The organism is Lysobacter sp. yr284 (genome assembly GCF_900107375.1).
GTDB lineage: Bacteria > Pseudomonadota > Gammaproteobacteria > Xanthomonadales > Xanthomonadaceae > Lysobacter.
The window spans coordinates 254,118-278,075 of sequence record NZ_FNPT01000002.1 but is presented as its reverse complement, the minus strand read 5'-3'; the positions used below and the strand labels follow the sequence as shown (position 1 = coordinate 278,075).

Genomic DNA, 23,958 nt, shown 5'->3' with positions numbered 1-23,958 from the left:
GCGCGCGCACCGATCCAGCACCCAGGCCGCCGCCAGGAGCCCACCGATGAAATCCACCCCGTTCGCCGCCGCGCTCGCCTGCGCGCTCGCGCTGTCCGCCTGCGCCCATGCCGGCGCCGGCGGCGAGCGCACCCTCGCCGCCGGCGAAGCGGCGCCGTTGCGCCCCGGCGACAGCGTCGCCCTGCCCGACCGTTCGCGCCTGCGCTTCGTCGAAGTGACCAGCGACTCGCGCTGCCGCCCCGGCCTGCAGTGCATCCGCGCCGGCGAAGCGGTGCTGGCGTTCGAACTCACCGGCGGCGACGGCGCCAAGACCGCGCTGTCGTTCGACACCTCCGCGCCGCAACCGCGCCAGCGCGCCGGCGCGTGGACGCTGGAACTGCAGTCGCTGGATTTCGCCGAGCCGCCGCAGGCGACGGTGAAGCTCGAGGCTGAATAATCCGGCGATCGGCGCGAAAAGCGTCGGGCCTGAAGGCCCTGCCACAGCAGCGGCCGCTCGCCGGATTTTTAACAAGCCGCTGCAGGCCTGCGCTTTTGCGCGGCTCGAACATCCGGTGCTTTTGCAGACCTCGAAGGCCCGCGCTTTTGTGGCAGGGCCTACAGGCCCGATGCCTTTCGATCGGGCCGCCACACCACCCCAGCGCCTGCAACACCGAGTTGCGCACCCGGTTGCAAGATTGCAGCCAAGACGTGCCAATCTGCAGATATCAGTCCTGCAGGAGAGCCCGTCCATGACCACGATCGTCGCCCCGCGCGTTCACGACCTCGGCGGTTTCCAGGTGCGCCGCGCCGTGCCCAGCCTGCAGGCCCGCTCGGTCGGGCCGTTCGTGTTCGTCGATCACATGGGCCCGGCCGAATTCGCGCCCGGCCAGGGCATTGACGTGCGCCCGCATCCGCACATCGGCCTGGCCACGGTCACCTTCCTGTGGGCCGGCGCGATCGGCCACCGCGACACCCTCGGCAGCGTCCAGGACATCCATCCCGGCGACGTCAACTGGATGACCGCCGGCCGCGGCATCGCCCATTCCGAACGCACCCCCGACGCGCCGCGCGCCGCCGGCCAGGCCGTGCACGGTTTGCAGACCTGGGTCGCGCTGCCGCGCTCGTTCGAGGAAACCGCGCCGGCCTTCCACCACCATCCCGCCGCGACCCTGCCGCAGCAGCGCCGCGACGGCACGTGGCTGCGCATCGTCGCCGGTCGCGGCTTCGGCGAGGAATCGCCGGTGCGGGTGTTCGCCGACACCCTCTACGTCGCCATCGACCTCGACCCCGGCAGCGAACTGGACATCGAGGACAGTCACGCCGAACGCGCCTTGTATGTGCTGGAAGGCCAGTCGCAGCTCGACGGCGCCGACCTGCCGGAGAAACACCTGATCGTGCTCGACCCGGGCACCCGCCCGCGCCTGCGCGCCAAGACTCCGCTCAAGGCCATGCTGCTCGGCGGCGAACCGCTCGACGGCCCGCGCCACCTGTGGTGGAACTTCGTGTCCAGCTCGCGCGAGCGCATCGAGCAGGCCAAGCAGGACTGGGCCGAGGGCCGCTTCGGCCAGATCCCCGGCGAACACGAGTTCATCCCGCTGCCCGAGCGCTGAGCGTCCCAGCTCGCGCTTTTCCCATCCCGCCCGCAACTTTTACCGAAACTGCCGCATGACTGCGCGGCAGCGTTTGTCAATCCCCACAAACTCGACTAAGGTCACAGCGGAAGGCTCGCAACACCGCTTAGACCAAACATCCGTGTTCCAGGGGGACGTGTCGTGAAGTCATGGGGGAAGGGCCGCGCACTGCCGTGGCTGGGGTTGTTGTTCGTCTTGTGCGCCAACGCCAAGGCCCAGGAAGCGCCGCCGGCCGAACCGGCGCAGGGCAACTGCCCGATGCTGCCGGCCTCGACCGGCCTGCACTGGGAATACCGCGGCACCGCCGACTCGGATTTCTGCCGCGCGCTGCGCGAGGACGGCAGCGAGGCGTTCGGCCTGTACATCGCCGACAAATCGCCGTTCCAGCCGCGTCGCGGCGACCGCGTCGAAGAAGCCACCATCGACGGCAAGCAAGTTCATTGGTACCGCAGCCAGATCGCCGGCAAGCCCGACGTGCAGGCGCGCGAGACCCTGATCGAAGTCGGCAACGGCAAGCTCGCCCACATCTGGGTGCAGGCGCAGTCGGCGGACCAGCTCAAGGAGGCCCTCGGTCAGACCGAGGGGCTGCGATTTCAATCGGCCCGACTGAGCCGCAAGTAAACCCGGCCGTCACAACGCGAATGCTTCGATGCCACCGTCCTCGCGACGGTGGCATCGTTTTGCCGGTTCAGTCTGAAATTTTGTGATGGATTGCACATTTTTTCAGGTTCGAGCAGCATGAGAATCGGCCTGGCTGAACAGGGTCTGCGTCAACGCCGCTCCCTGCCAGACAGGCGCAAAACAGGCGTGATCGTCGATCCTCGGGGCCGCTGCCTCTCGCGAGAGAGCCGCCTTTTATCCACCAAGGAAAGACGATCATGATCAAGCGACTGGGTGCGGAGTTCATCGGTACCTTCTGGCTGGTGCTCGGCGGCTGCGGCAGCGCCGTGCTCGCGGCCAACTTCGGCGGCGCCGGCAACCCGCTCGGCATCGGCCTGCTCGGCGTGGCGCTGGCGTTCGGCCTGACCGTGCTGACCGGCGCCTACGCGCTGGGCCACATCTCCGGCGGCCACTTCAACCCCGCGGTGAGCTTCGGCCTGTGGGCCGGCGGCCGGTTCCCGGCCAAGGACCTGCTGCCGTACATCGTCGCCCAGGTGCTCGGCGCGGTCCTCGCCGGCTTCGTGCTGTTCCACATCGCCAGCGGCACCGGCAGCTTCGTCATCGATCCCAACGCGGCCGGCACGTTCGCCAGCAACGGCTACGACCTGATGTCGCCGGGCGGCTACTCCGCGTCGGCGGCGTTCCTGACCGAAGTGGTGATGACCGCGATGTTCCTGGTGATCATCCTCGGCGCCACCCACAAGAACGCGCCGGCCGGCTTCGCCCCGATCGCGATCGGCCTGGGGCTGACCTTGATCCACCTGATCAGCATCCCGGTGACCAACACCTCGGTGAACCCGGCCCGCTCGACCGGCGTGGCCCTGTTCGCGGGCGCGGCGGCGCTGAGCCAGCTGTGGATGTTCTGGGTCGCGCCGATCCTGGGCGGGCTGATCGGCGGGGCGGTGTATCGCTGGTTGGGCAAGGACGACTGAGCGTCGTCTTGGCGAGAAAAAAGCCGCGCGGATGCGCGGCTTTTTTCTTGGGCGGGCGCGGGTGCCGCGGGTGGTTGTGCTGCAAGTTGGAGCGCGACGGCTGTTCTTCATTCGACCCGATCCCGCGCTCTTACCCAGCGCAATACCCCGCTATCGTCCAGCGCAATGCCCCGACGCAGCGCGCTACCCCTCATCCGGCGCAACGCCCTACCCCGTCGTTCCGGCGAACGCCGGAATCCATTTCGCTGTTGCTGTTGCCTTTGCCGTTCGCCCTGACGCAACCGCGCCCGAGGCCCACGTTCCGTAGCCCCGAAGGGCGCGCGCATGGATGCGCGCGTGCGCCATGGGACGGGATGTCCCTTATGGCGCAGCCCCGCGCCCGGTGCTGGACTTGGTGGCTGGTGACCTTAGACCAGCGTTTTTCTTTGGTTACTTTCTTTTGGCGCGCTGCCAAAAGAAAGTAACTCGGCCGCTTGCGGACGAAAGCTGTTGATTGTCGCTTGTCGTCACTCGTCAACGACGGCAGTGGAGTTGCGTATCCGACTGTAGGAGCGGCGCGAGCCGCGACCGCGACAGCGCAACTACGACGAAACGTTCGCAATCGCCGCGATGGCGCGGTCGCGGCTTGCGCCGCTCCTACAGGGGGCGTGCCGCGGTGGGGTCGGCCTTTGCGTGTTCTTACGCGTGACGACAGGCGAAGATCCAAAGCTTCCGTCCGCAAGCGGCCGGGTCACTTTCTTTGTCCAAAGCCACAAAGAAAGTAACCAAAGAAAAGGCATTGCTGTTTCGAATCAAAAGCCACTATGGCTCATCGTTGCGCGGGGCCGCGCCATAAGGGGCATCCTGCCCCATGGCGCGCGTGCGCATCCATGCGCACGCCCTCCGGGGCTGCGGGACGTGTGCTTTGCGTGGGGTTGCGTCCGAGCAAGCAGCAAGAGCAACAGCAACGACAACGGCAAGATCAAAACGCCGCGCGCACGACAAGAAGGCCACGCCGAAGCGTGGCCTTGTCCATGCATCGAATCGATTGCGCCATCGCCTCGACGGCGAGGCCGCGCGGCCTCGATCAGAACTTGCCTTCCTGGAAATCCACGAACGCCTGCATGATCTCCTGCTTGGTGTTCATCACGAACGGGCCGTAACGCGCCACCGGCTCGCGCAGCGGGCGGCCGCCGACCACGATCAGGCGGCTGCCGCGGCCGCCGTCGGCAAGCTTCAAGGTCGAGCCGCCGGCCAGCACCGCCATTTCCTGCGCGTCGACCGCGCGCGCGTCGGCGCCGTCGCCGAGCGACACCCCGCCTTCGTAGACGTAGGCGAACACGTTGTGGCCTTCGGGCAGTTCGTATTCCCACGCCGCACCGGGCTGCAGCTCGACGTCGAGGTAGACCGGATCGGTCGCCGGCTGCGAGATCGGCCCGCGCGCGTCGCCGAGAACGCCGGCGATCAGCTTGACCTGCACGCCGTCGGCCGGGGCCAACTGGACGATGCGGTCGGGCGCGAATTCCTGGTACTTCGGCTCCGTCATCTTCTCGCGCCCCGGCAGATTCACCCACAGCTGGAAGCCGCGCATGCGGCCCTGCTCCTGCTCGGGCATCTCCGAATGCACCAGGCCGCGGCCGGCGGTCATCCACTGCACGCTGCCGGGCACCAGCACGCCCTCGTTGCCGTGGTTGTCGCGATGGCGCATGCGGCCGTCGAGCATGTAGGTCACCGTCTCGAAGCCGCGGTGCGGGTGCTCGGGGAAGCCGGCGAGGTAATCCTCGGGCTGGTCGGTGCCGAACTCGTCGAGCAGCAGGAACGGATCGAGGTCGGGCAGCTGCGGCCCGCCGATGACCCGGGTCAGGCGCACGCCGGCGCCGTCGGACGTGGCCTGGCCGCGCAGCTTGCGGCCGACGCGGGCGTAAGTGGTGGCGGTGGTGGCCATGGGCCTTGCTCCTGGGGGATCGCCGGATTGGCGCTGGGCATAGGATGGCACCACAATTTCAGAACGATACCGCCATAACCGCAATCATCTGTAACAAAAACAGAACAAATCTGGACAGAGCCCCTGGAGCGGCGCAAGCCGCGACCGCGGGGTATCCGATCGCGCCGCAAGTTTCGCCCCCGGCCGCGTTACCGCGACCGCAGCGAATCCCTGCGGTACGCCGCTGCTGCAGCGGCCGCGGCGCAGGCCTCAGCCCGGTTGCCGCGTATAGACGTACACCGTCGCCGGCGGCACGTTGCGCAGCACGAACTCGCCGCGGCGCACGCGCAGCGACAGCTGCCGCGCGACCGCATCGGCGACCGGCGCGGCCGGGCCGTAGGTGAACTGCACGAACACCCCGCCCGGACGCAGGCACTGGAACGCGGCGGCGATGATGTCGCGCTGCAAGGGATGCGGCATGGTCAGCAGGCCCAGCCCGGACACGATCGCGTCGGCCGGGCCGCCGGCCAGGTAACCCTGCTCGCGCGCCAGCTGCGGCAGCATGCGCGCGTCGCCGAGCAACACCGGCACCTGCGGGAAGCGCACCCGCAGGTGCGCGTGCAGCTCTTCGTTGAGTTCCAGCACCAGCAGGTCGGCGTCGGCGATGCCGGCGTCGAGCAAGGCGCGGGTGATCGCGCCGGTGCCGCCGCCGAGTTCGATCACGCGGGCCGCGTCGTCGGGCAACTCGGCGATCATCGCCGCGGCCAGTTCGGCGCTGGACGGCGCCACTGCGGCCACCCGCAGCGGGTTCTTCAGCCACTGGCGGAAGAAGGTCCAGGCGCCGGGCTTGCGCTGCGGCTTCATGCGCGGCTCCCGGCCGCGCGAGCGTCGGGCGCCCGCGCCGTGGCTGCGCCGCATGCCGGCGCGCCCATAACACTACGCAAGATCATCAACGCGGCTCCAGGCGCCAGCAACGGTGGATGCGCGCATCGCGCTCGAAATCCGGCGGGATCGTCGCGGCGCTGATGTCCTGGCAACGGGCGAACTGCGCGATCGCCTCGGTGTCGAGGCGGAAGCGGCGGAAGTTGTTGGAGAAGTACAGCACGCCGTTGTCGGCCAGCCGCGCCACCGCCGCGCGCAGCAGCCGCACGTGTTCGCGCTGGATGTCGAAGTCGTCGGCGCGCGCGGAGTTGGAGAAGGTCGGCGGGTCGCAGAAGATCAGGTCGAAGCGGCCGCGCTCGGCCTCCAGCCAGGCGATGGCGTCGGCGTGGATGAGCTGGTGCTGGGCGCCGCCGAAGCCGTTTTCGCGCAGGTTGTCGGCGCACCACTGCAGGTAGGTCGCCGACAGGTCGACGGTGACGGTCTGCGCCGCGCCGCCGACCGCGGCCTGCACCGTGGCCGCGCCGGTATAGGCGAACAGGTTGAGGAAGCGCTTGCCGCGCGCCTGTTCGGCGATGCTCTGGCGGATCGGCCGGTGGTCGAGGAACAGGCCGGTGTCGAGATAGTCGAACAGGTTCACGCGCAGGCGCGCGGCGCCCTCGCGCACCGGCACGAACTCGCCGCGCTGGTCGAACTGGCCGTACTTGCTGCCGCCCTTGCCGCGCGCGCGGGTCTTCACCGCGATGCGTTCGCGCGGCACCTCGAACACTTCGCGCGCGGCGGCCAGCAGTTCGTTGCGGCGGCGGCGCTGGTCGGCCTCGGGGATGTCGGCGGGCGCGGCGTATTCCTGCACATGCAGCCAGGTGCGCGGCGCGGCTTCGTCGCTGGCGTAGACGTCGATGGCGGCGGCGTATTCGGGCAGGTCCGCGTCGTAGGCGCGAAAGCAGCTCACGCCTTCGCGCTGGCGCCAGGACTTGAGCTTGCGCAGGTTCTTGCGCAGGCGGTTGGCGACCATCTGCGCGCCTTCGCTGAGCGGCTGCGGCGCGGCGTCTTGCTCCTTGGCGCGCTGCTCGGCGTGGCCGACCCGGGCGATCGGGTCGCAGACGATCAGCGCGCATTCGATCGCGCCGTTGAACACTTGGTATTTCTTGCTCGCGCGCAGGCCGGTGGCCTGGGCCAGCGCCGGATCGCCGCACAGCAGGCTGGCGCGCCAGGACGGGACCAGGCGCTTGAGCGCTTCGCCGAGCGCGCGGTAGAGCGCGGGGTCGGCGGCGAGGCGGGCGTCGTAGGGCGGGTTGCAGACGGCGAGGCCAACTGGGGTAGCCGAATCCCTTTGCGCCGGCGCACTACCGGCGAAGCCAGATTCTTCCCCGGCGCCCTGCTCCAAACCGCCAGTATCGTCGCGATGAATCCCCGGATCCCCGCCTTCGCGGGGATGACGGTCGAAGGTTTGCGGCGCATCTTGCGCAGCACCGCCGGCTTGCCCAGCAGCACCCGCGCGCAACGGCTCCGGCGCCGCCTGCAACGACTCCACCGCCGCCACATCCCAGCGGATCAATCCCGCCAGCCCCGCCATCGCCTCGTTCTCGCGCGCCGCGCGGATCGCCTGCGGATCGATGTCGCTGCCGGCGAAGACCGGCCGCAGCGCGGTCAAGCCGGCGGTCTCGCGCGTACGCGCTTGATCGCACAGCGCGCGCCAGCCGGCGAAATCGAAACCACGCCAGCGTGTCGGCGGCAGCAGGCCGTGGCGCAGCAAACCCGGCGCGACGTCGGCGGCCATCAGCGCGCCTTCGATCAGCAAGGTGCCGCTGCCGCACATCGGGTCGAACAGGCCGCCGCCCGCGGCGTAGACCTTCGGCCACTGCCCGCGCAGCAGCACCGCCGCGGCGAGGTTCTCCTTCAGCGGCGCCTCGCCCTGGTGCTGGCGCCAGCCGCGCCGGTGCAGCGGGCCGCCGCCGAGGTCGATCGACAGGATCGCGCGGCCTTTGCGCACGACCAGATTCAAGCGCAGGTCCGGCGCTTCGGTATCGACGTCCGGGCGCGCGCCGGTGCGCGCGCGCATCACGTCGACCACCGCGTCCTTGACCCGCTGCGCGGCGTAGCGCGCGTGGGTGATGGCCTCGCCGGAGACGTGCGCGTCCACCGCCAGGGTGTGCACCGCTTCCAGGTGATCGGGCCACGGCAGCGCGGCCACGCCGGCGTACAGCGCGTGTTCGTCGGGGCAGTCGAATTCGGCGATCGGCCACAGCACGCGGCTGGCCAGGCGCGACCACAGCACCGCGCGCTGGGCGTCGGCGAGCGTGCCTTCGACGTTGGCGCCGGCGGTGGCGGCGGTGGCGCGCTGGCAACCCAGCGCGGCCAGTTCGTCGGCCAGCAGGTATTCCAGGCCTTTGCCGCAGCTTGCGTAGAACTTGCTCATGCGTTGTAGAGACTCTGCAGCAGACGAGCGAACGCAGCCGCGCTCGCGTCGACGTGGTTGGACAGGCGATGGCCGTCGTCGACCAGCAGCAGGCGCGCGCGGCGCGGCTGCGCCCAGGCGATCACATCGCTGGCGGGAATCAGTTCGTCGTCCCAGCCGTGCAGCAGGCTCAGCGGCACGTCCGCGGCCTGCAGCGCCGGCGCCGGGCCCATGTGGATCGGCGGCGCCATCAGGAACAGGCCGGCCGGACGCACCTGCATCGACACCGCGCCGGAGATGTAGGCGCCCAGGCTCGATCCGGCCAGCACCACCGGCCCGCGCTCGGCCGCGGCGCGCGCCAGCGCGAGCAGGCGCTCGATGCGCGCGTAGACGTCGCCGTACTTGCTGACGTCGCTGCGCGCGTCCAGGTCGGTGTAGTCGGGGCGCTCGGCGGTCCAGCCGTGGCGTTGCGCCGCTTCGGCCAGGGCCGCGACCTTGGTGGCGTCGGGGCCGCTTTCGAAGCCGTGCGAGAGGATGCAGTGTCCGGTAACGACCATTGTTTGAACCGATGGGAAGGAGTGGCGGATCGCGTGCGAACCGAAGCGATCGGCTTGGCGTCGGAAAGGGCGGGGCCGGGTCGCCTCAGCGCGGGGCCTGGCGGGCGGCGCGGCGGTGGCGGGCCAGCGCGGGCGCATCGCCGCCGGCGACCGCCAGCGGCCGGCGGGACGCCGCGGCCGCAGCCGCCGCGAACGCGCGATGCGAGCCGTCGCGCCCCACCCGGCCGGGCCGCGGCAGCGCGGCCCGGGGCATTCCCTGGGCGGAGTCGGCGGGCGTCGCAACAGGCATGGCGGAACTCCGGGGAAGGCCCGAATGGTAGCATCCGGGCCCATGCCGCCCCTGAACTCCGTCCTCGCGCCCCTGCCTTACGAGACCCGGCTGGATGCGCGCGATCCGGCCTCGGTGGACCTGGTGGTGATCCATTGCACCGAGCTGCCGGACCTGGCCGCCGCGCGCGAATACGGCGAGCGCGTGCTGTATCCGGCCTCGGGCACCGGCAACAGCGGCCACTACTACATCGACCGCGACGGCGCCACGCTGCGCTACGTCGCCGAGGACCGCATCGCCCACCACGTGCGCGGCTACAACCCGCGTTCGCTGGGGATCGAACTGGTCAACACCGGGCGCTACCCGCATTGGCTGGATTCGCGCCGCCAGGCGATGGACGAGGCCTATCCGCCGGCGCAGGTCGAGGCCTTGCTGGCGCTGCTCGCGCGGTTGCGCGCGCAGCTGCCGTCGCTGCGCTGGATCGCCGGCCACGAGGACCTGGACACCGCCACGGTCGAGGCCAGCGACGATCCGGCCGTGCAGGTGCCGCGCAAGCGCGATCCCGGCCCGCGCTTCCCCTGGCCGCAGGTGCTGGCCGCGTGCGGGCTGGAGCGGCTTCGCCCCTGACCCGCGCGGCGCGCTCGCCGGCCGCCCGCGCAAGCCTTCGCGCACCGGCGCGGCGCGCCCGGAGCGTGTCCGCCGTCCCGCTATACTCCCCGCGACCTCCCCACCCGGCCGGCCGATGACTTCCTCACCCGTCTCCGAACTGATCGAACTGCTGTCGCTGGAGCGGCTGGAAGACAACCTGTTCCGCGGCCAGAGCCGCGACATCGGCACCAAGTACGTGTTCGGCGGCCAAGTCCTGGGCCAGGCGCTGTCGGCGGCGCAGGCCACCCTGGATTCGCCGCGCGCGGCGCACTCGCTGCACGCCTATTTCCTCAAGGCCGGCGACATCGAGGCGCCGATCGTCTACCAGGCCGACCGCACCCGCGACGGCGGCAGCTTCTCGGTGCGCCGGGTCACCGCGATCCAGCACGGCCAGCCGATCTTCTTCCTCGCCGCCTCGTTCCAGGTCGAGCAGGACGGCGGCGAGCACCAGCTGTCGATGCCGGAGGTGCCCAAGCCCGAGGACATCGCGCCGGCGCCGCCGGTGCCGCCGCAGGTGATGGCGACGCTGCCGACCAAGGTGCAGCGCTGGCTCTCGCGCCAGGGGCCGTTCGAGTTCCGCCACGTGTACCCGCGCGACGAGCTCAATCCGCCCAAGCGCCCGCCGTATCAGCAAGTGTGGTTCCGCCTCAGCGAGCGCGTCGGCGACGCGCCCGAGCTGCACCGCGCGCTGCTGGCCTACGCTTCGGACTTCCATTTGCTCGGCACCGCGACTTTCCCGCACGGGATCAGCTATTACCAGCCCAACGTACAGATGGCTTCGCTCGACCACGCGCTGTGGTTCCACCGTCCGTTCCGCGCCGACGAATGGCTGCTGTATTCGATCGACAGCCCCAGCGCGCAGGGCGCGCGCGGGCTGGCGCGCGGGCAGATCTACGACCGCGACGGCCGGCTGGTCGCCAGCACCGCGCAGGAAGGCTTGATCAGGGTCGTCGCCGATCCGAACGCGGCCGCGCACGTACCGGCGAAGGATTGAGATGAGGCAGGTCTTCACCAGTTCGCGCCTGGAGAACGTGGAAGGCGTCGCCCAGTTGCTGCGCGAGGCCGGGATCGAGGTGCGGGTCACCAACGACCGTTCCTACAAGGGCAACCGCCGCTCCAGCTTCAGCTACCGCGAAGACGCCGGCGAACGGCCGACGGTGTGGGTGATCCGCTCGGAAGACCAGCTGCGCGCGCGCGACCTGCTGCGCGAGGCCGGCCTGATCGACAGCACCCGCGTCGAGCAGAGCCACCAGGCGCCGTACCGGTTCCGTTCCGACGCCGAACTGGCGCGCCGTCCCGGCGACAAGCGCGCGCTGCGGATCAAGGTCGGCCTGCTGGTGTGCATCGCGGTGGCGATGGGGCTGGCGCTGTTCCAGGGCATCCGCACCCGTCCCGCCGCGGCGCCGGCGCTGGAGCCGGCCGAGGCCGCGCTGGCCACGCACGCCTTCGACGGCAGCGTCGCCGCGACCCCGCGCGCGCTGGCGCAGGCGGTGTTCGCCGCGCAGCTGGCCGAGGCCGACCAGCCCACCCAATGCCTGCGCGTGGATCGCCGCGACGCCCCGCGTCCGCTGCTGGCCGCGCTGGCGCGGGACAAGCTGCGCCTGCTGCCGGCCAGCCAGTGCGAGGAGATCGCCGACGAGGCCAGCGGCAGCCGCGCGCGCGACGGCCAGCCGGCGGAAGTGATCGAGGTGCACGCGTTCCGGCCGACCTCGAAGGACGCCGGCACGGTCGAGTACAGCGCGTACCACAACCGTTCGGTGGCGGTGTACAAGACCTTGCAGGTCCAGCGCGTCGAAGGGCAGTGGCGCGTGGTCAAGACGGTCAAGACCGTGCGCGCGATGGGCTGAGGGCCGCCGGGCTCGCGCTTTGTCGCAGGCGGCGGTCGCTGCGCAGGCGGCTCGTGTGGGAACCCGCTTCTGCGGCAGCGGCTTTTGTGGGAGGGGCTTCAGCCCCGATGCTTTTCTCTCCGATAGCCCGAAGCCCCGCCGCGATCCGGCCCAAGGGCGTCGGGGCTGAAGCCTCTGCGACAGGAGCCTGCTCCCCGCCGAGGCCGCTCCCCGCAACCCAGCCGCCGGAGCGGTCACATTTCCGCGGCGCCGCCGTCCTGGACTGCAGGCATCGCCGATGCCGCCGATCCCAGGAGCCCGTCCGCATGCGCAGCCCCGCCCACCGCCCCTTCGCCGGACGCCGCGCCCGATGAGCGCCGAGGCCCTGGACTCGCTGATCGGCCTGGACCTGCCGCTGGCCTCGCGCGGCGACACCGCCGCCTATTCGCGCATCGTCGGCGCCTGCCAGAACTCGGTCACCGCGATCGCCCTGGCGATGGTGCGCGACGTCCAGGCCAGCGAGGACATCGCCCAGGAGGCCTTCCTCAGCGCCTGGCAGAACATCCGCAAGCTGCACAACCCGTCCAGCTTCCTGCCGTGGCTGCGCCAGATCACCCGCAACCTCGCCCGCGACCACCTGCGCGCGCGGGTGCGCCAGCCGCGCGCGGTCGAGGACGCGGAGCTGGCGATCGAGCTGGCCGCCGATCCCACGCCCGGCGCGATCGAAACCCTGCTGGAGGCCGAGCGCGCCCGGGTCGCGGCCGAGCTGATCTCGGCGCTGCCCGACGAAAGCCGCGAAGTGCTGCTGTTGTACTACCGCGAAGGCCAGAGCTCGCAGCAGGTCGCGGCCCTGCTCGGGCTCAGCGACGCGGCGGTGCGCAAGCGGCTGTCGCGCGCGCGCGGCGCGGTGCGCGAGGAACTGCTGGAGCGCTTCGCCGCGTTCGCCCGCGCCAGCGCGCCCTCGGTCGGCTTCACCACCCTGGTCGCCTCGAGCCTGGGCCTGATCGCGCCGCCGTCGATCGCCGTCGCGGCCCTGGCCGGCAGCGCCGCCGGCTCCAGCCTGGCCGGCAAGTTCGGCCTGGGCGCGTCCTCGGCCAGCGGCGGCGCCGCCGGCGGCGGCGCGGTCGCCCTGCTCGACCGCCTGCTCGCGCCGTTCGCGGCCGCCGGCGGCGGCGAGGCGCTGGAGCACGGCGCGCGCTGGAGCGTGCAGGTCGGCGGCGTCGTCGGCGGCATCGTCGGCGGCGCTTTCGGCACCTTCGTGATGACCCGCCTGCTGCTGTGCCACGCGCGCGACGCGCACGAGCGCCGGCGCGTGCACCGGCTGATGATCGCGATGTCGGCGAGCGCCGCGCTGGTCTGCCTGGGCCTGCTGCTGACCCTAGCCATGAGCGCGGGCTGGCTGGCGCCGGCGGCGTTCCTGCTGGTCTCGGTCGCGCTGATGAACTGGCAGATGCTGCACTGGCTGCCGCGCGAGATCGGGCCGCTGCTCGACCGCTCCTACCGCGAGAGCGGGCGCGACCCGCGCGCCGGCTTCGGCTACCGCTGGATGCTGGGCAAGCCGGCGATCGTCTGGAGCAACCTGGCCTTGCTGGCGAGCATCGCGCTGGTGCTGTACAAGGACGGCCGCTTCGGTTGAGCCGCGCGCCGCGCCGCGCGCGAAACGCGCGCAAAAGAAAGGGCGCCCTCACGGCGCCCTGAACTACAGCTAGGGTGGGGTGCGCGGCCGGACGCGAACGCGCCCGGCCGCAGCGGCGTCGGCGACGCCGGCGGTCAGCGCTTGCCGTCGGGCTTGAGCTCGGTCTTGCTCAGGAAGCCGTCGCGGTTCTCGTCGAGGAAGGCGAACTGCGCGGCCAGCCGCGGCATCTTTTCCTGCACTTCGATCTTGCTCAGCTTGCCGTCGCGGTTGAGGTCGGCTTCGGCGAACTTGGCGTCGAAGCGCTTGGCCCGCTCGGCCTCCCACTTCGGGCGCTCGCGCTGGAAATAGCCGCGCAGTTCGCCGCGCACGATGTAGCCGTCCTGGTTGGCGTCGATGGCGGCGAAATTCTTCGCCAGGCGCGGCGACTTGGCCGCCTCGGCCTGGCTGATCCGGCCGTCGCCGTCGGTGTCGAGCCGGGCCGCGCCGCCGGCGCCGCCGTGGCGGCCGCCGTGCTCGCGCCCGCCGCGGCGCTGCGGACGCTCGCTGGCGTCGAGCTTGCCGTCGCGGTTCTTGTCGAGTTCGTCGAAACGCTCGGCCAGGCGCGGGACCTTGGCCGCTTCCTCACGCGTGATCACGCCGTCGCCGTTGGCGTCGATCTTCATGCGCGGACGCTGCGCGCCGTCGCCGCCGGCCTGCGGCGCGGCGAACGCCGCCGTCGCCGCGCCGGCGAACATCGCGACCGCGGTCATCGCGGCGAGGTAGAGGGGAAAACGATTCATCGTGGACTCCTGCGGGCGGGCGCCACCGCGGCGCCGATGACCGGATCAACGCCCTGGCCGCGTGGCGGTTGACAAGGACCCGCGCCGGTTCAGCCCGGCGCCAGCCGCGCAGCGGCCGGCGCGCGCGCCCGCGGCGGGGTCCCAGGCCGCACCGACACCCCGCTTCGCGAACCGGGAGCCATTGCATGCGCAACTCACCGACCCGGCGCTATGCTGCCGCCATGGGCACGCAACCGCAGCAGCCGGACAGCGACGACCTCCGCCTGTTCCACACCGGCGAGCACGCCTGCGGCTACTGGCCCGAGCGCATCGCCCGCGACCTGGTGCTCGATCCGCGCGACCCGCGCCTGCGCGAGTGGTATCCGCATGCGCTGGGCTGGGGCTTCCGCCGCTCCGGCGACATCGTCTATCGCCCGCACTGCAGCGGCTGCCGCGCCTGCGTGGCGGTGCGCATTGCGGTCGACCGCTTCGTGCCCGACCGCAGCCAGCGCCGCTGCCTGGCGCGCAACGCGCAGGTGGAGATGCGCGTGCACCGCGCCGAACGCACGCCGGAACAACTGGCGCTGTACAAGCGCTACCTCGCCTCGCGCCACGCCGGCGGCGGCATGGACGGCCACGGCGCGATCGAGTTCGACCAGTTCCTGATCGGCAGCTGGAGCGAGAACCGCTTCCTGGAACTGCGCGAGGCCGGCCACGGCCGCCTGCTCGCGGTCGCGGTCACCGACGTGGTCGAGGACGCCCTGTCGGCGGTCTACACCTTCTACGACCCCGACCTCGCCGACCGCAGCCTGGGCACGCTGGCGATCCTGCGCCAGATCGAATGGGCGCGGCGCGAGCGCCGCCGCCACCTGTACCTGGGCTACTGGATCGCCGGCCATCCGAAGATGGACTACAAGCGCCGGTTCCGACCGTTGGAGGCCTTCGATGGCCGCGACTGGCGGGTTTTTACACATTCGTAACACGCGTCACGTTCAGGTCGTGTATCTCGTAGCCGCGTCGTAACCACGACGTGCGGGATGGCGCCACTCGCTGGCCTGGCAATGGAGCCGCCACCCTCATCACCTACCGCCACATGGAGTCCGCAATGAAAGTGAAGGTCCTGTTCCTGGCCGCCGCCGTTACCCTGGCGCTGGCCGCCTGCAACAAGCCGGCCGACAAGCCCGCCGACGCCGCCCCGGCCGCCGACGCCGCGGCCGCCCCGGCTGCCGACGCCCCGGCTGCGGCCCCGACCGACGCCGCTCCGGCCGCCCCGGCCGATGCCGCCGCGCCGGCCGCCGCCCCGACCGCCAGCGTCGGCGTGCCGGAATGCGACGACTACCTGACCAAGGTCAAGACCTGTCTGACCGACAAGGTCCCGGCCGAGCAGCGCGCCGGTCTGGAAGGCGCGCTCGAGCAGAGCCGCACCGCCTGGACCCAGGCCGCCTCGACCCCGCAGGGCAAGGCCGCCCTGGCCAGCGCCTGCAAGACCGCGCTGGAGCAGAGCAAGGCCCAGTACTCGGCGATGGGCTGCACGCTGTAAATCGCTGCGCAAGCGGCGTGAGGACGCCCCGGCCTGGCCGGGGCGTTTTTTTTGGCGAAGGCGACGAAGGAAACAGGCAATCAAGGCAGCGGCCGGGCGCGTCGATGCGTCCCATTGCCCTGGTTCCATGCGCCCCCTGGCGACTGCCCCGAACCTGTAACGCTGGCAACCTTCCCCCATGCGATCATCGCGCGCATGTCCAGACACCTCCTTCCCTGCGCCGCGCTCGCCGCGGCCCTGCTCGCGGCCTGCACGCAAGTGAACGTCCACGGCGATCCCCAGGCCTATGTCCGCGCCCAGGACGCAGCCGCGCCGGCGCGGCTGCGCGTGGCGACCTACAACACCTCGCTGTACGACGAGGCCGACGGCGGCCTGGTCAAGCGCTTCCAGGCCGGCGACGACAACGCGCGCAAGATCGCCGCGGTGCTGCAGCGCGTGCGCCCGGACCTGGTCCTGCTCAACGAATTCGACTACGACCCGCAGCAGCGCGCGGCCGAACTGTTCCAGCGCGACTACCTCGAAGTCGCCCAGCCCGGCGGCGGCGACGCGCTGCGCTATCCGTATCGCTACCTCGCCGCGGTCAACACCGGCGTGCCCAGCGGCCTGGACCTGGACGGCGACGGCAAGGCCGGCGACGCCGCGCGCAGCGACCGCGCGCGCGGCAACGACGCCTGGGGCTACGGCCTGCACCCGGGCCAGTACGGCATGCTGGTGCTGTCGAAGTACCCCATCGACGCCGCCGCGGTGCGCAGCTTCCAGACCTTCAAGTGGGCGAACCTGCCCAACGCGCGGCAACCGCGCGACCCGTCCACCGGCAAGCCGTGGTACTCCGCGGCGGTGTGGCCGCAGATGCGGCTGTCGTCCAAGTCGCATTGGGACGTGCCGGTGAAAACGCCGCTGGGCGTGCTGCACTTCCTCGCCGCGCACCCGACCCCGCCGGTGTTCGACGGTCCCGAGGACCGCAACGGCGCGCGCAACTTCGATGAGATCGGCCTGTGGGCGCGCTACCTCGACGGCGGCGCGCCGTCGTGGCTGTGCGACGACCAGGGCCGCTGCGGCGGCCTGGACGCGGACGCGCGCTTCGTCATCGTCGGCGACATGAACGCCGATCCGGTCGACGGCGACGGCGTGCCCGGCGCGATCAAGCAACTGCTCGACCACCCGCGCGTGGACTCCAGCCACGTCCCGCGCAGCGAAGGCGCCAGCGAACGCGCGCGCGGCTACGGCTTCGCGCGCAAGGGCGACATCGCCACCCACACCGGCGACTTCGGCCCGAAGGCCGGGACGCTGCGGCTGGACTACGTGCTGCCCTCGCGCGGCTGGAAGGTCGAGGGCACGGGCGTGTTCTGGCCGAAGGCCGGGAGCGAAGAGTCGAAGATCTCCGAAGCCAGCGATCATCATCTGGTTTGGGTGGATCTGGCGAAGTAAGCCCGCCCGCAGCAGCCGTCCGTCGACGGTCGCCGCATCGCCGCCGCCAGCGGTAGCGCGCTTCGGCCGGGCCTTCCGTCGTCGCCGAACGGTCGGCGTCTTTCGCTCCGGCATCGACGCGCTAGCATGACGCGCCGCCCCAGGATGGGCGGCGAACGCGCAACGCAAGGATTCGACATGAGCACGACCGTCACCTGGGCCATCCAGACCAATTTCATCGCCGACGAGCAGATCCGCCGGGTCTGGGCGGCCGCCGAGGACGCCGGCGCGCGCGTGCAGGAAATCGTCGTCGTTCCGTTCTGCGACGAACTCGGCAACCAAGTGCCGCCGCTCGACGGCGTGGTGATTCCCTACGGCGCGACCAAGCTCACCCGGCTGGCGCAGAAACGCGGCTGGCGCGGGCTGTGCTTCGACGAGGCCGCGTTCCGGGTCGACGCCTGGAACCGCCATCGCGACGACATGCTCAACCAGCGCGTGCGGCAGATGAGCGTGCGCGAGTGCATGGCCGCGATGCAGGGCGAGGACGAGGACAGCGTCTGGTTCGTGCGGCCGGTGCAGGACCTCAAGCATTTCGACGGCACCGTGACCGTGGCCCGCGAGATCCGCCGCTGGATGAGCAGCGTGGATTCGGGCAACTACAGCTTCGACGCCGAGACCGAAGTGATCGTGGCGCCGGTGCAGAGGCTGCACGGCGAGTGGCGTTTCTTCGTGGTCGACGGCCGCGTGGTGGACGGTTCGTCCTACCGCATCGCCGGCCAACGCCTGGCCAACGCGGTCGCGCGGCCGGAACTGTACGGGACGGCGCAGGCGCTGGCCGACGGCTGGCTGCCGCACCGCACCTGCGTCATGGACGTGGCGCTGACCGACGAGGGCTACAAGGTGATCGAGTTCAACACCTTCAACTCGTCGGGGTTCTACGCGCACGACATCGAGAAGATCGTCGCCGCGGCGACCGCGCACTTCGCGGCGCAGGGATGAGCGGCGCGGCGGCGTGGGCCGCGGTCGAATGCTGGTACGGCGCACCGCTGGCCGAACCGCTGCGCGCGTTCGTGCTCGCCCACGGCGGCCGCGAGATCGGCGCGGTGCGGCTCTATCCGGCCGATGAGATCGTCGAGCGCAACGAAACCTACGAAACCCGCGAATACTGCCCCGGTTACCTGACCCTCGGCGACGACGGCGGCGGGCGCGCGGTCGTGGTCCACGGCGCACTGACGCCGCCGACCGTGTTCGTGGTCGGCCACGGCAGCATGAGCGAGGCGGATTTCGTCGCGGTCGCCGCCGGCTTGCAAGCGTGGGTCGACGGCGGTTGCGCAGTGGATTGAGGGACGCATCGGCGCGAGGCGGGTTCGCCGCAACCGCAGCGGACGGTCCCGGCGTGGACGGCCCGCTGTTGTGGGAGGGGCTTCAGCCCCGACGCGTTCGGCTCAGGTCGCGGCGATCGGGTCGGAAAGCGTCGGGCCTGAAGGCCCTCCCACAATCAACAAGCCATTGCCGCTTCACTCGGCGCGAAATTCGCGCACGATTTCGATGACGCCGACGATGCGGTCGTTGAGCGCCTCCAACTCTTCCGCCGGTACCCACCACTCGGTGTGGTGCGCGCCACCGACTTTCTGGATCGGATAGCGGGCCATGAACTGCGCATCGACCTCGAAGCGGGTCACCGCGCCATAGCCGCTGTCCTTGACGTTCCAGCGCTCGGCGATCTCGGCGGCGTAACGCTCGTTGGTGACCGGATAAAAGATCGGCTGTTCCGGCAGGCGCGGCGGCCAGCGTTTGAATGCGTTTTCGCGCAGGCGCGCGAGTTCGTTGGGGCCGACGGGGCGGTAGAGCGCGATGGTGTCGCCTTGCATGGCACGAATCCTTGTGAACGAAAAACGGCCGCGTTCTCGCGGCCGTGCGCAGGGTAACCCCAGGAGGCGGGAGCGAGCCACCCGATCTCGCGCGTCGCTTTCCGACTTTTTGTGGGAGGGCCTTCAGGCCCGACGCTGTGGTTTCAGCTCGGCGCGACTTGAAACAAAAGCGTCGGGCCTGAAGACCCTCCCACAACAGCGGTATCGCCGCGGGCTTACTTCGGCTTGTCGTCGCCCGCGATCACCGGCGCCGGTGCGTCGGGCACCGCCGGCGCGGGCGCTTGCGGCGTCGGCACCGCCGGCGGCGACTGCGGTTGCGCCGGTGCGGGAGCCGATGCGGGCGCCGCGGCCGGCGCGCTCGCCGGCTTCGCCGCCGGACGGGCGATGCGCGGGCCGAAGCCGAACGAGCCTTCGCCGTGCGCGGAGACGATCATCCGCACCATGTTGCCGGGCACCATCAGTTCCAGGGTCAGGTCGCGGCCTTCGGAGGTGCGGCCTTCCAGGGTCATCTCGGTGAACGCGCCGCCGGTGTCGATCTCCTTGCACAGCACGTGCGGGCCGCCGGGGCCGTCGAGCAGGTACGGGCGGATGGCCTCGCCCAGCGCTTCCAGCGCCTGCGGGAAGAAGAACACGGCGTAGCCCTGGGTCTCGTTCATCGTCGCTCCGGTGCGAAGGGTCGTGCGGTTTGGACAACGCTCAGCGCAATTCGATCCGCAACTGCGCGGCGGCTTCGCGCGCCTTGGCGCGGGCTTCGTCGATGTCGCCGCCCAGCGCCAAGGTCACCGCGACGCGGCGGTGGCCTTCCACGCGCGGCTTGCCGAACAGGCGCAGTTGGGTGTCGGTCTGGCCCAGCGCCGCATCCACGCCGGAGAACACCGGCACGCCGTGGCCCTGCGCCAGCACCGCGCAGGACGCGGACGGGCCGTGTTCGCGGATGGTCGGGATCGGCAGGCCGAGGATCGCGCGCGCGTGCAGCGCGAATTCGCTCAGGTCCTGCGAGATCAGGGTGACCAGGCCGGTGTCGTGCGGGCGCGGCGAGACTTCGCTGAACCAGACCTCGTCGCCCTTGACGAACAGCTCCACGCCGAACACGCCGTAGCCGCCGAGGTCGTCGGTGATCGCGCGGGCGATCTCCTGCGCGCGCGCCAGCGCCACCGGATTCATCGGCTGCGGCTGCCAGCTCTCGCGGTAGTCGCCGTCGCGCTGCAGGTGGCCGATCGGCGCGCAGAAGGTGGTGCCGCCGGCGTGGCGCACGGTCAGCAGGGTGATCTCGTAGTCGAAGTCGATGAAGCCCTCGACGATGACCCGCCCCGCGCCGGCGCGGCCGCCGGTCTGGGCGTAGTCCCAGGCCTTGTCGATGTCGGCTTCGCCGCGCACCAGGCTCTGGCCCTTGCCCGAGGACGACATCACCGGCTTGACCACGCACGGCAGGCCGATCTCGGCCACCGCGGCGCGGTAGTCCTCGAGCGTGTCGACGAAGCGGTACGGCGAGGTCGCCAGCGTCAGGGTCTCGGCGGCGAGGCGGCGGATGCCTTCGCGGTCCATGGTCAGGCGCGCGGCGCGCGCGGTCGGGATCACCCGGGTGTCGCTGCCGCGGCGGGCGAACTCGTCTTCCAGCTCGACCAGGGTCTGGGTGTGGATGGCCTCGATCTCCGGCACGATCAGGTTCGGCCGCTCGGCCGCGATCAACGCGCGCACGGCCTGGCCGTCGAGCATGTCGAGCACGTGGCTGCGGTGGGCCACCTGCATCGCCGGCGCGTCGGCGTAGCGGTCGGCGGCGATCACTTCCACGCCGAAGCGCTGCAGCTCGATCGCCACCTCCTTGCCCAGTTCGCCCGAACCGAGCAGGAGCACGCGGTAAGCGTGCGGGGACAACGGCGTGCCGAGCGTGGTCATGGCGTGCAACCTCGAAAACGATGGGGCGGATGAGCCTAGTCTAACTTTCCGCGTCCGCCGCGGCCTTGCCGGGCTATGGCGGCGCCGGGGGCGCATGCGATGCTGTCGGCCATGTCCCCCGCGTCCGAACGGCACGCCGAGCGTGTCGCCGCCCCTGCTGTCTCCGCCGTCCCGGGCGGCGCGCGCGCGCCGCGCCGCTGGCGCTGGCTGGCCGCCGGCGCGCTGCTCGCGGCCGCGCTCGCCGGCGGGTGGATGCTGTGGCGCGCGCACCGCGCCCAGCCGCCCGCGCCGGGCACCCGCGAGCTGGCCGGGATGCTGCTGGACCCGCAACTGTCGGAGATCAGCGGCCTGGCCGCCTCGCGCCGGCACCCCGGCGTGCTGTGGATGCACGACGACGGCGGCAACCCCGAGCGCCTGTTCGCTGTGGCCGAGAACGGCGACCGCCTGGCCACCGCGCGGATCGAGGGCGTGATCAAGACCGACTGGGAGGACATGGCCGCCTTCGAGCTCGACGGCCGCCATTACCTGCTGATCGCCGACACCGGCGACAACGGCGGCCTGCGCCGCAGCCTGCAGCTGCACATCATCGAAGAGCCGGACAGGATCGAGAACGCGCGGCTCAAGCCGGCCTGGTCGATCGCCTTCCGCTGGCCCGACGGCGCGCGCGATTGCGAGGCGGTGGCGGTCGACGTGGCGCGCCGGCAGGTGTTGCTGATCTCCAAGAAACGCCAGCCGCCGGAGCTGTTCTCGCTGCCGCTGATGCCGGCCGGCAACGCCCTGCAGACCGCGACCCGGCTCGGCGATCTGGCCGGCATTCCCGAGCCCGACGCGCAGCTGCGCCAGAACAACCCGTTCCGGGCCCGGATCCAGGGCCAGGTCACCGCCGCCGACGTCTCGCCCGACGGTCGCACCCTGGCGGTGATGACCTACCGCTACCTGCTGCTGTACCCGCGCCAGCCGCAACAGGACTGGGCCCAGGCCGTGGCCGGCGCGCCGCGGGTCAGCGAACTGCCGTGGCTGCCGCAGGCCGAGGCGCTGGGCTGGTCGGCCGACGGCCGCTTCCTCTACGCCACCGGCGAGTTCATCCCGGCGCCGCTGTACCGGATCGCTCCGTAAGCCGGTTCACTCCCTGTAGTAGCGGCGCGAGCCGCGAACAACCGAAGCGACGCACGCCAGCGCCCTCCCCCGAAGCCCGTCCAATCGGTGGCCTTCCCCATCCAGCCCCCAAGAGTTCCGCCGCGAGCGGCCACTCCGCGGTCGCGGCTCGCGCCGCTCCTACAGGGGGCCTCGGCCGATTCCGACGGACGGCAGCTGACGACTTGATATCAATTTGATATCAATACATCCAGTTCCCAAGGACGAGCCGCCATGAAAGAAAACCCCATCCAGTCCCTGCCCGGCATCCCGGCCCTGCTCGTCCTGCTGCTGGTCCTGCTCGGCTGCGGCTACGGCTTCATCGCCACCGTCACCGGCCCCGACAGCCCGGTCACCTTCGGCGCGCTGGCCTTCGTCGCCGTGGCCGTGCTGGCCCTGGTCTGCCTGGCCGGGCTGTACATGGTCGAGCCCAACCAGGCCGCGGTGCTGAGCCTGTTCGGCAAGTACGTCGGCACGGTCAAGGACAACGGCCTGCGCTGGAACAACCCGCTGTACGCCAAGCGCAAGGTCAGCCAGCGCGTGCGCAACTTCGAGAGCGGCAAGCTCAAGGTCAACGAACTCGACGGCAGCCCGATCGAGATCGCCGCGGTGATCGTGTGGCAGGTGGTGGATTCGGCCGAGGCGGTCTACAACGTCGACGACTACGAGACCTTCGTCCATATCCAGTCCGAATCCGCGCTGCGGGCGATGGCCACCAGCTATCCCTACGACCAGCACGAGGAGGGCCAGCTGTCGCTGCGCAGCCACGCCAACGAGATCTCGCTGCACCTCAAGCAGGAACTGCAGGAACGCCTGGCCGACGCCGGCGTCAGCGTCATCGACGCGCGCATCAGCCACCTGGCCTACGCGCCGGAGATCGCCCAGGCGATGCTGCAGCGCCAGCAGGCCAACGCGGTGATCGCCGCGCGCACCCGCATCGTCGCCGGCGCGGTCGGCATGGTCGAGATGGCCCTGGCCGAGCTGCAGAAGAACGGCGTGGTCCAGCTCGACGAGGAGCGCAAGGCGCAGATGGTCAGCAACCTGCTGGTGGTGCTGTGCGGCGAACGCGGCACCCAGCCCATCGTCAACACCGGCAGCCTGTACTGAGGGCGCCGCGATGAACCTGCCCGACAACGCGCTGGTGCTGCCGCTGATCATGGCGGTCAGCGGCCTGCCGGTGCTGGTCGCCGCGGTCCTGGTCGCGCGCGGCAACCTGCACCTGATCAACGGCCTGGACGCCTCGCGCCTGCGCGACCCGGCCGCCGTCGCCGCGCGCTTCGCCCGGCTGCTGGCGCTGGTGGCGATCTCGATGTTCCTGGCCGCGCTCGGCTTCTACTGGGCCCACGGCGACTACAACCGCGTCCTCGTCGTCACCGTGCTGTTGCTGGTCTCGGTCAACGGGCTGGCGGTGACGATGCTGGTCGCGCTGTCGCGGCTCAAGCGCGACTACCGCGCCCCGCGCGACGACCCGCGGGCCGGCCGGCAGTGAGCGAGAAGAAAGCCTATCCGCTGCGGATCAACGCCGAAGTGCTGGCCGCGGCGCAACGCTGGGCCGACGACGAGTTGCGTTCGCTCAACGCCCAGATCGAATATGTGCTGCGCGATGCGCTGCGCAGGAACGGCCGCCTGCCGCGCCAGGAACCGCCGCCCCCGTCCCCCGAGGAAGACGCATGAGCCAGCAGTGGAAGCACCTCGTCATCGAACTGACCTACAAGCTGTTCGAGGCGCCGATGCGCGAGCGCATCCAGGAAGAGCTCGACCGCCAGGGCGCGCTGGGCTGGGAGCTGGTCGCGGCGGAACACGATCCGGGCGTGTTGGGGACGCGGCTTTACTTCAAGCGGCCGGGCTGAGGGCGGCTTTCGTCGTTGGCGCGTTGTCGCGGTCGCGGCTCGCGCCGCTCCTGCAGTCTGAATCGCGGCTACGGTTGCTCCCTGCAGGAGCGGCGCGAGCCGCGACCGCGACAACGCAACCACGGCGCACTTCCCGCTGCCAACGACCGCCGCCACCGTGGCAGGCCGCCCGCATGCGCGCTACC

The 23,958-nt window shown here is 71.0% G+C and carries 26 protein-coding genes; 18 read left to right on the top strand and 8 right to left on the bottom strand.

The features are described from left to right. Positions 1-46 precede the first annotated feature (46 nt). From BLV01_RS06310 to aqpZ, 4 genes are all read left to right on the top strand, one after another. A complete protein-coding gene (locus tag BLV01_RS06310; protein ID WP_091795508.1) occupies positions 47-436 on the top strand; it encodes a hypothetical protein in 390 nt (129 codons plus the stop codon). 292 nt (positions 437-728) lie between these two features. Beyond that, positions 729-1,589 (top strand): pirin family protein, encoded by an 861-nt coding sequence (locus BLV01_RS06305; protein WP_091795505.1) that lies wholly within the window; start codon positions 729-731, stop codon positions 1,587-1,589. 162 nt (positions 1,590-1,751) lie between these two features. Next, complete coding sequence (locus BLV01_RS06300; RefSeq protein WP_139178533.1) at positions 1,752-2,231, top strand: hypothetical protein; 480 nt, start codon at positions 1,752-1,754, stop codon at positions 2,229-2,231. 257 nt (positions 2,232-2,488) lie between these two features. Beyond that, complete coding sequence (aqpZ, locus tag BLV01_RS06295) at positions 2,489-3,202, top strand: aquaporin Z (RefSeq protein WP_091795498.1); 714 nt, start codon at positions 2,489-2,491, stop codon at positions 3,200-3,202. 1,066 nt (positions 3,203-4,268) lie between these two features. Here the strand turns inward: aqpZ and BLV01_RS06290 are convergent. From BLV01_RS06290 to BLV01_RS06275, 4 genes are all read right to left on the bottom strand, one after another. Continuing rightward, on the bottom strand, positions 4,269-5,126 hold the full coding sequence (locus BLV01_RS06290; RefSeq protein WP_091795495.1) for a pirin family protein: 858 nt from the start codon (positions 5,124-5,126) through the stop codon (positions 4,269-4,271). A gap of 249 nt (positions 5,127-5,375) precedes the next feature. Next, positions 5,376-5,969, bottom strand: coding sequence for a class I SAM-dependent methyltransferase (locus BLV01_RS06285; protein ID WP_091795897.1), 594 nt, complete (start codon positions 5,967-5,969; stop codon positions 5,376-5,378). Between the two features lie 85 nt (positions 5,970-6,054). Beyond that, positions 6,055-8,403, bottom strand: coding sequence for a bifunctional 23S rRNA (guanine(2069)-N(7))-methyltransferase RlmK/23S rRNA (guanine(2445)-N(2))-methyltransferase RlmL (gene rlmKL, locus BLV01_RS06280; RefSeq protein ID WP_091795493.1), 2,349 nt, complete (start codon positions 8,401-8,403; stop codon positions 6,055-6,057). Further along, positions 8,400-8,939 carry a hypothetical protein gene (locus BLV01_RS06275; protein WP_091795490.1) on the bottom strand — a complete coding sequence of 180 codons (540 nt, stop codon included), beginning with the start codon at positions 8,937-8,939 and terminating at the stop codon, positions 8,400-8,402. Before BLV01_RS06275 ends, rlmKL begins: the two co-directional genes overlap by 4 nt. Positions 8,940-9,270: 331 nt before the next feature. Here BLV01_RS06275 and BLV01_RS06270 point away from each other — a divergent pair, with 331 nt between their 5' ends. From BLV01_RS06270 to BLV01_RS06255, 4 genes are all read left to right on the top strand, one after another. Continuing rightward, positions 9,271-9,834, top strand: coding sequence for an N-acetylmuramoyl-L-alanine amidase (locus tag BLV01_RS06270; protein ID WP_091795487.1), 564 nt, complete (start codon positions 9,271-9,273; stop codon positions 9,832-9,834). A 115-nt stretch (positions 9,835-9,949) separates the two neighbouring features. Beyond that, a complete protein-coding gene (gene tesB, locus BLV01_RS06265) occupies positions 9,950-10,849 on the top strand; it encodes an acyl-CoA thioesterase II (protein ID WP_091795483.1) in 900 nt (299 codons plus the stop codon). A 1-nt stretch (position 10,850) separates the two neighbouring features. Next, the gene (locus BLV01_RS26160) at positions 10,851-11,702 is read left to right on the top strand and encodes a hypothetical protein (protein WP_175485799.1); all 852 of its coding nucleotides are present in this window, start codon (positions 10,851-10,853) and stop codon (positions 11,700-11,702) included. A gap of 349 nt (positions 11,703-12,051) precedes the next feature. Continuing rightward, complete coding sequence (locus BLV01_RS06255) at positions 12,052-13,317, top strand: RNA polymerase sigma factor (protein ID WP_091795480.1); 1,266 nt, start codon at positions 12,052-12,054, stop codon at positions 13,315-13,317. Between the two features lie 134 nt (positions 13,318-13,451). Here BLV01_RS06255 and BLV01_RS06250 read toward each other — a convergent pair whose 3' ends face one another. After that, positions 13,452-14,096 (bottom strand): EF-hand domain-containing protein, encoded by a 645-nt coding sequence (locus BLV01_RS06250; protein ID WP_091795476.1) that lies wholly within the window; start codon positions 14,094-14,096, stop codon positions 13,452-13,454. 221 nt (positions 14,097-14,317) lie between these two features. On the opposite strand from BLV01_RS06250, the gene BLV01_RS06245 reads away from it, so the two are divergent. From BLV01_RS06245 to BLV01_RS06225, 5 genes are all read left to right on the top strand, one after another. Beyond that, positions 14,318-15,055 carry an arginyltransferase gene (locus tag BLV01_RS06245; protein ID WP_091795473.1) on the top strand — a complete coding sequence of 246 codons (738 nt, stop codon included), beginning with the start codon at positions 14,318-14,320 and terminating at the stop codon, positions 15,053-15,055. 125 nt (positions 15,056-15,180) lie between these two features. Further along, entirely contained in the window at positions 15,181-15,615 is a 435-nt protein-coding gene (locus BLV01_RS06240; RefSeq protein ID WP_091795470.1) for a hypothetical protein, read from the top strand. A 195-nt stretch (positions 15,616-15,810) separates the two neighbouring features. Then, positions 15,811-17,043 carry an endonuclease/exonuclease/phosphatase family protein gene (locus tag BLV01_RS06235; RefSeq protein WP_091795467.1) on the top strand — a complete coding sequence of 411 codons (1,233 nt, stop codon included), beginning with the start codon at positions 15,811-15,813 and terminating at the stop codon, positions 17,041-17,043. A 177-nt stretch (positions 17,044-17,220) separates the two neighbouring features. Further along, complete coding sequence (locus BLV01_RS06230; RefSeq protein WP_175485797.1) at positions 17,221-18,021, top strand: ATP-grasp domain-containing protein; 801 nt, start codon at positions 17,221-17,223, stop codon at positions 18,019-18,021. Then, on the top strand, positions 18,018-18,365 hold the full coding sequence (locus tag BLV01_RS06225; protein WP_091795462.1) for an SMI1/KNR4 family protein: 348 nt from the start codon (positions 18,018-18,020) through the stop codon (positions 18,363-18,365). Before BLV01_RS06230 ends, BLV01_RS06225 begins: the two co-directional genes overlap by 4 nt. 174 nt (positions 18,366-18,539) lie before the next feature. On the opposite strand, the gene BLV01_RS06220 is transcribed toward BLV01_RS06225, so the two are convergent. From BLV01_RS06220 to purT, 3 genes are all read right to left on the bottom strand, one after another. Further along, positions 18,540-18,893 carry a hypothetical protein gene (locus tag BLV01_RS06220; protein ID WP_091795459.1) on the bottom strand — a complete coding sequence of 118 codons (354 nt, stop codon included), beginning with the start codon at positions 18,891-18,893 and terminating at the stop codon, positions 18,540-18,542. Between the two features lie 215 nt (positions 18,894-19,108). Continuing rightward, positions 19,109-19,549, bottom strand: coding sequence for a hypothetical protein (locus BLV01_RS26155; RefSeq protein ID WP_091795454.1), 441 nt, complete (start codon positions 19,547-19,549; stop codon positions 19,109-19,111). A 40-nt stretch (positions 19,550-19,589) separates the two neighbouring features. After that, positions 19,590-20,789 (bottom strand): formate-dependent phosphoribosylglycinamide formyltransferase, encoded by a 1,200-nt coding sequence (gene purT, locus BLV01_RS06210; protein WP_091795447.1) that lies wholly within the window; start codon positions 20,787-20,789, stop codon positions 19,590-19,592. Positions 20,790-20,900: 111 nt separating this feature from the next. Between purT and BLV01_RS06205 the strand changes: the two genes are divergently transcribed. The 5 genes from BLV01_RS06205 (at position 20,901) to BLV01_RS06185 (ending at position 23,773) form a co-directional block, all read left to right on the top strand. Beyond that, the gene (locus BLV01_RS06205) at positions 20,901-21,905 is read left to right on the top strand and encodes a hypothetical protein (RefSeq protein WP_139178532.1); all 1,005 of its coding nucleotides are present in this window, start codon (positions 20,901-20,903) and stop codon (positions 21,903-21,905) included. 252 nt (positions 21,906-22,157) lie between these two features. Beyond that, complete coding sequence (locus tag BLV01_RS06200) at positions 22,158-23,030, top strand: SPFH domain-containing protein (RefSeq protein ID WP_091795434.1); 873 nt, start codon at positions 22,158-22,160, stop codon at positions 23,028-23,030. Between the two features lie 10 nt (positions 23,031-23,040). After that, positions 23,041-23,412: a hypothetical protein gene (locus BLV01_RS06195; RefSeq protein WP_091795428.1), complete on the top strand. Its 372-nt coding sequence runs from the start codon at positions 23,041-23,043 to the stop codon at positions 23,410-23,412. Then, positions 23,409-23,597 (top strand): type II toxin-antitoxin system antitoxin, encoded by a 189-nt coding sequence (locus tag BLV01_RS06190; protein ID WP_091795421.1) that lies wholly within the window; start codon positions 23,409-23,411, stop codon positions 23,595-23,597. The genes BLV01_RS06195 and BLV01_RS06190 overlap by 4 nt, the downstream gene beginning before the upstream one ends. Next, on the top strand, positions 23,594-23,773 hold the full coding sequence (locus tag BLV01_RS06185) for a hypothetical protein (protein ID WP_091795415.1): 180 nt from the start codon (positions 23,594-23,596) through the stop codon (positions 23,771-23,773). Before BLV01_RS06190 ends, BLV01_RS06185 begins: the two co-directional genes overlap by 4 nt. The last annotated feature ends 185 nt before the right edge of the window (positions 23,774-23,958 follow it).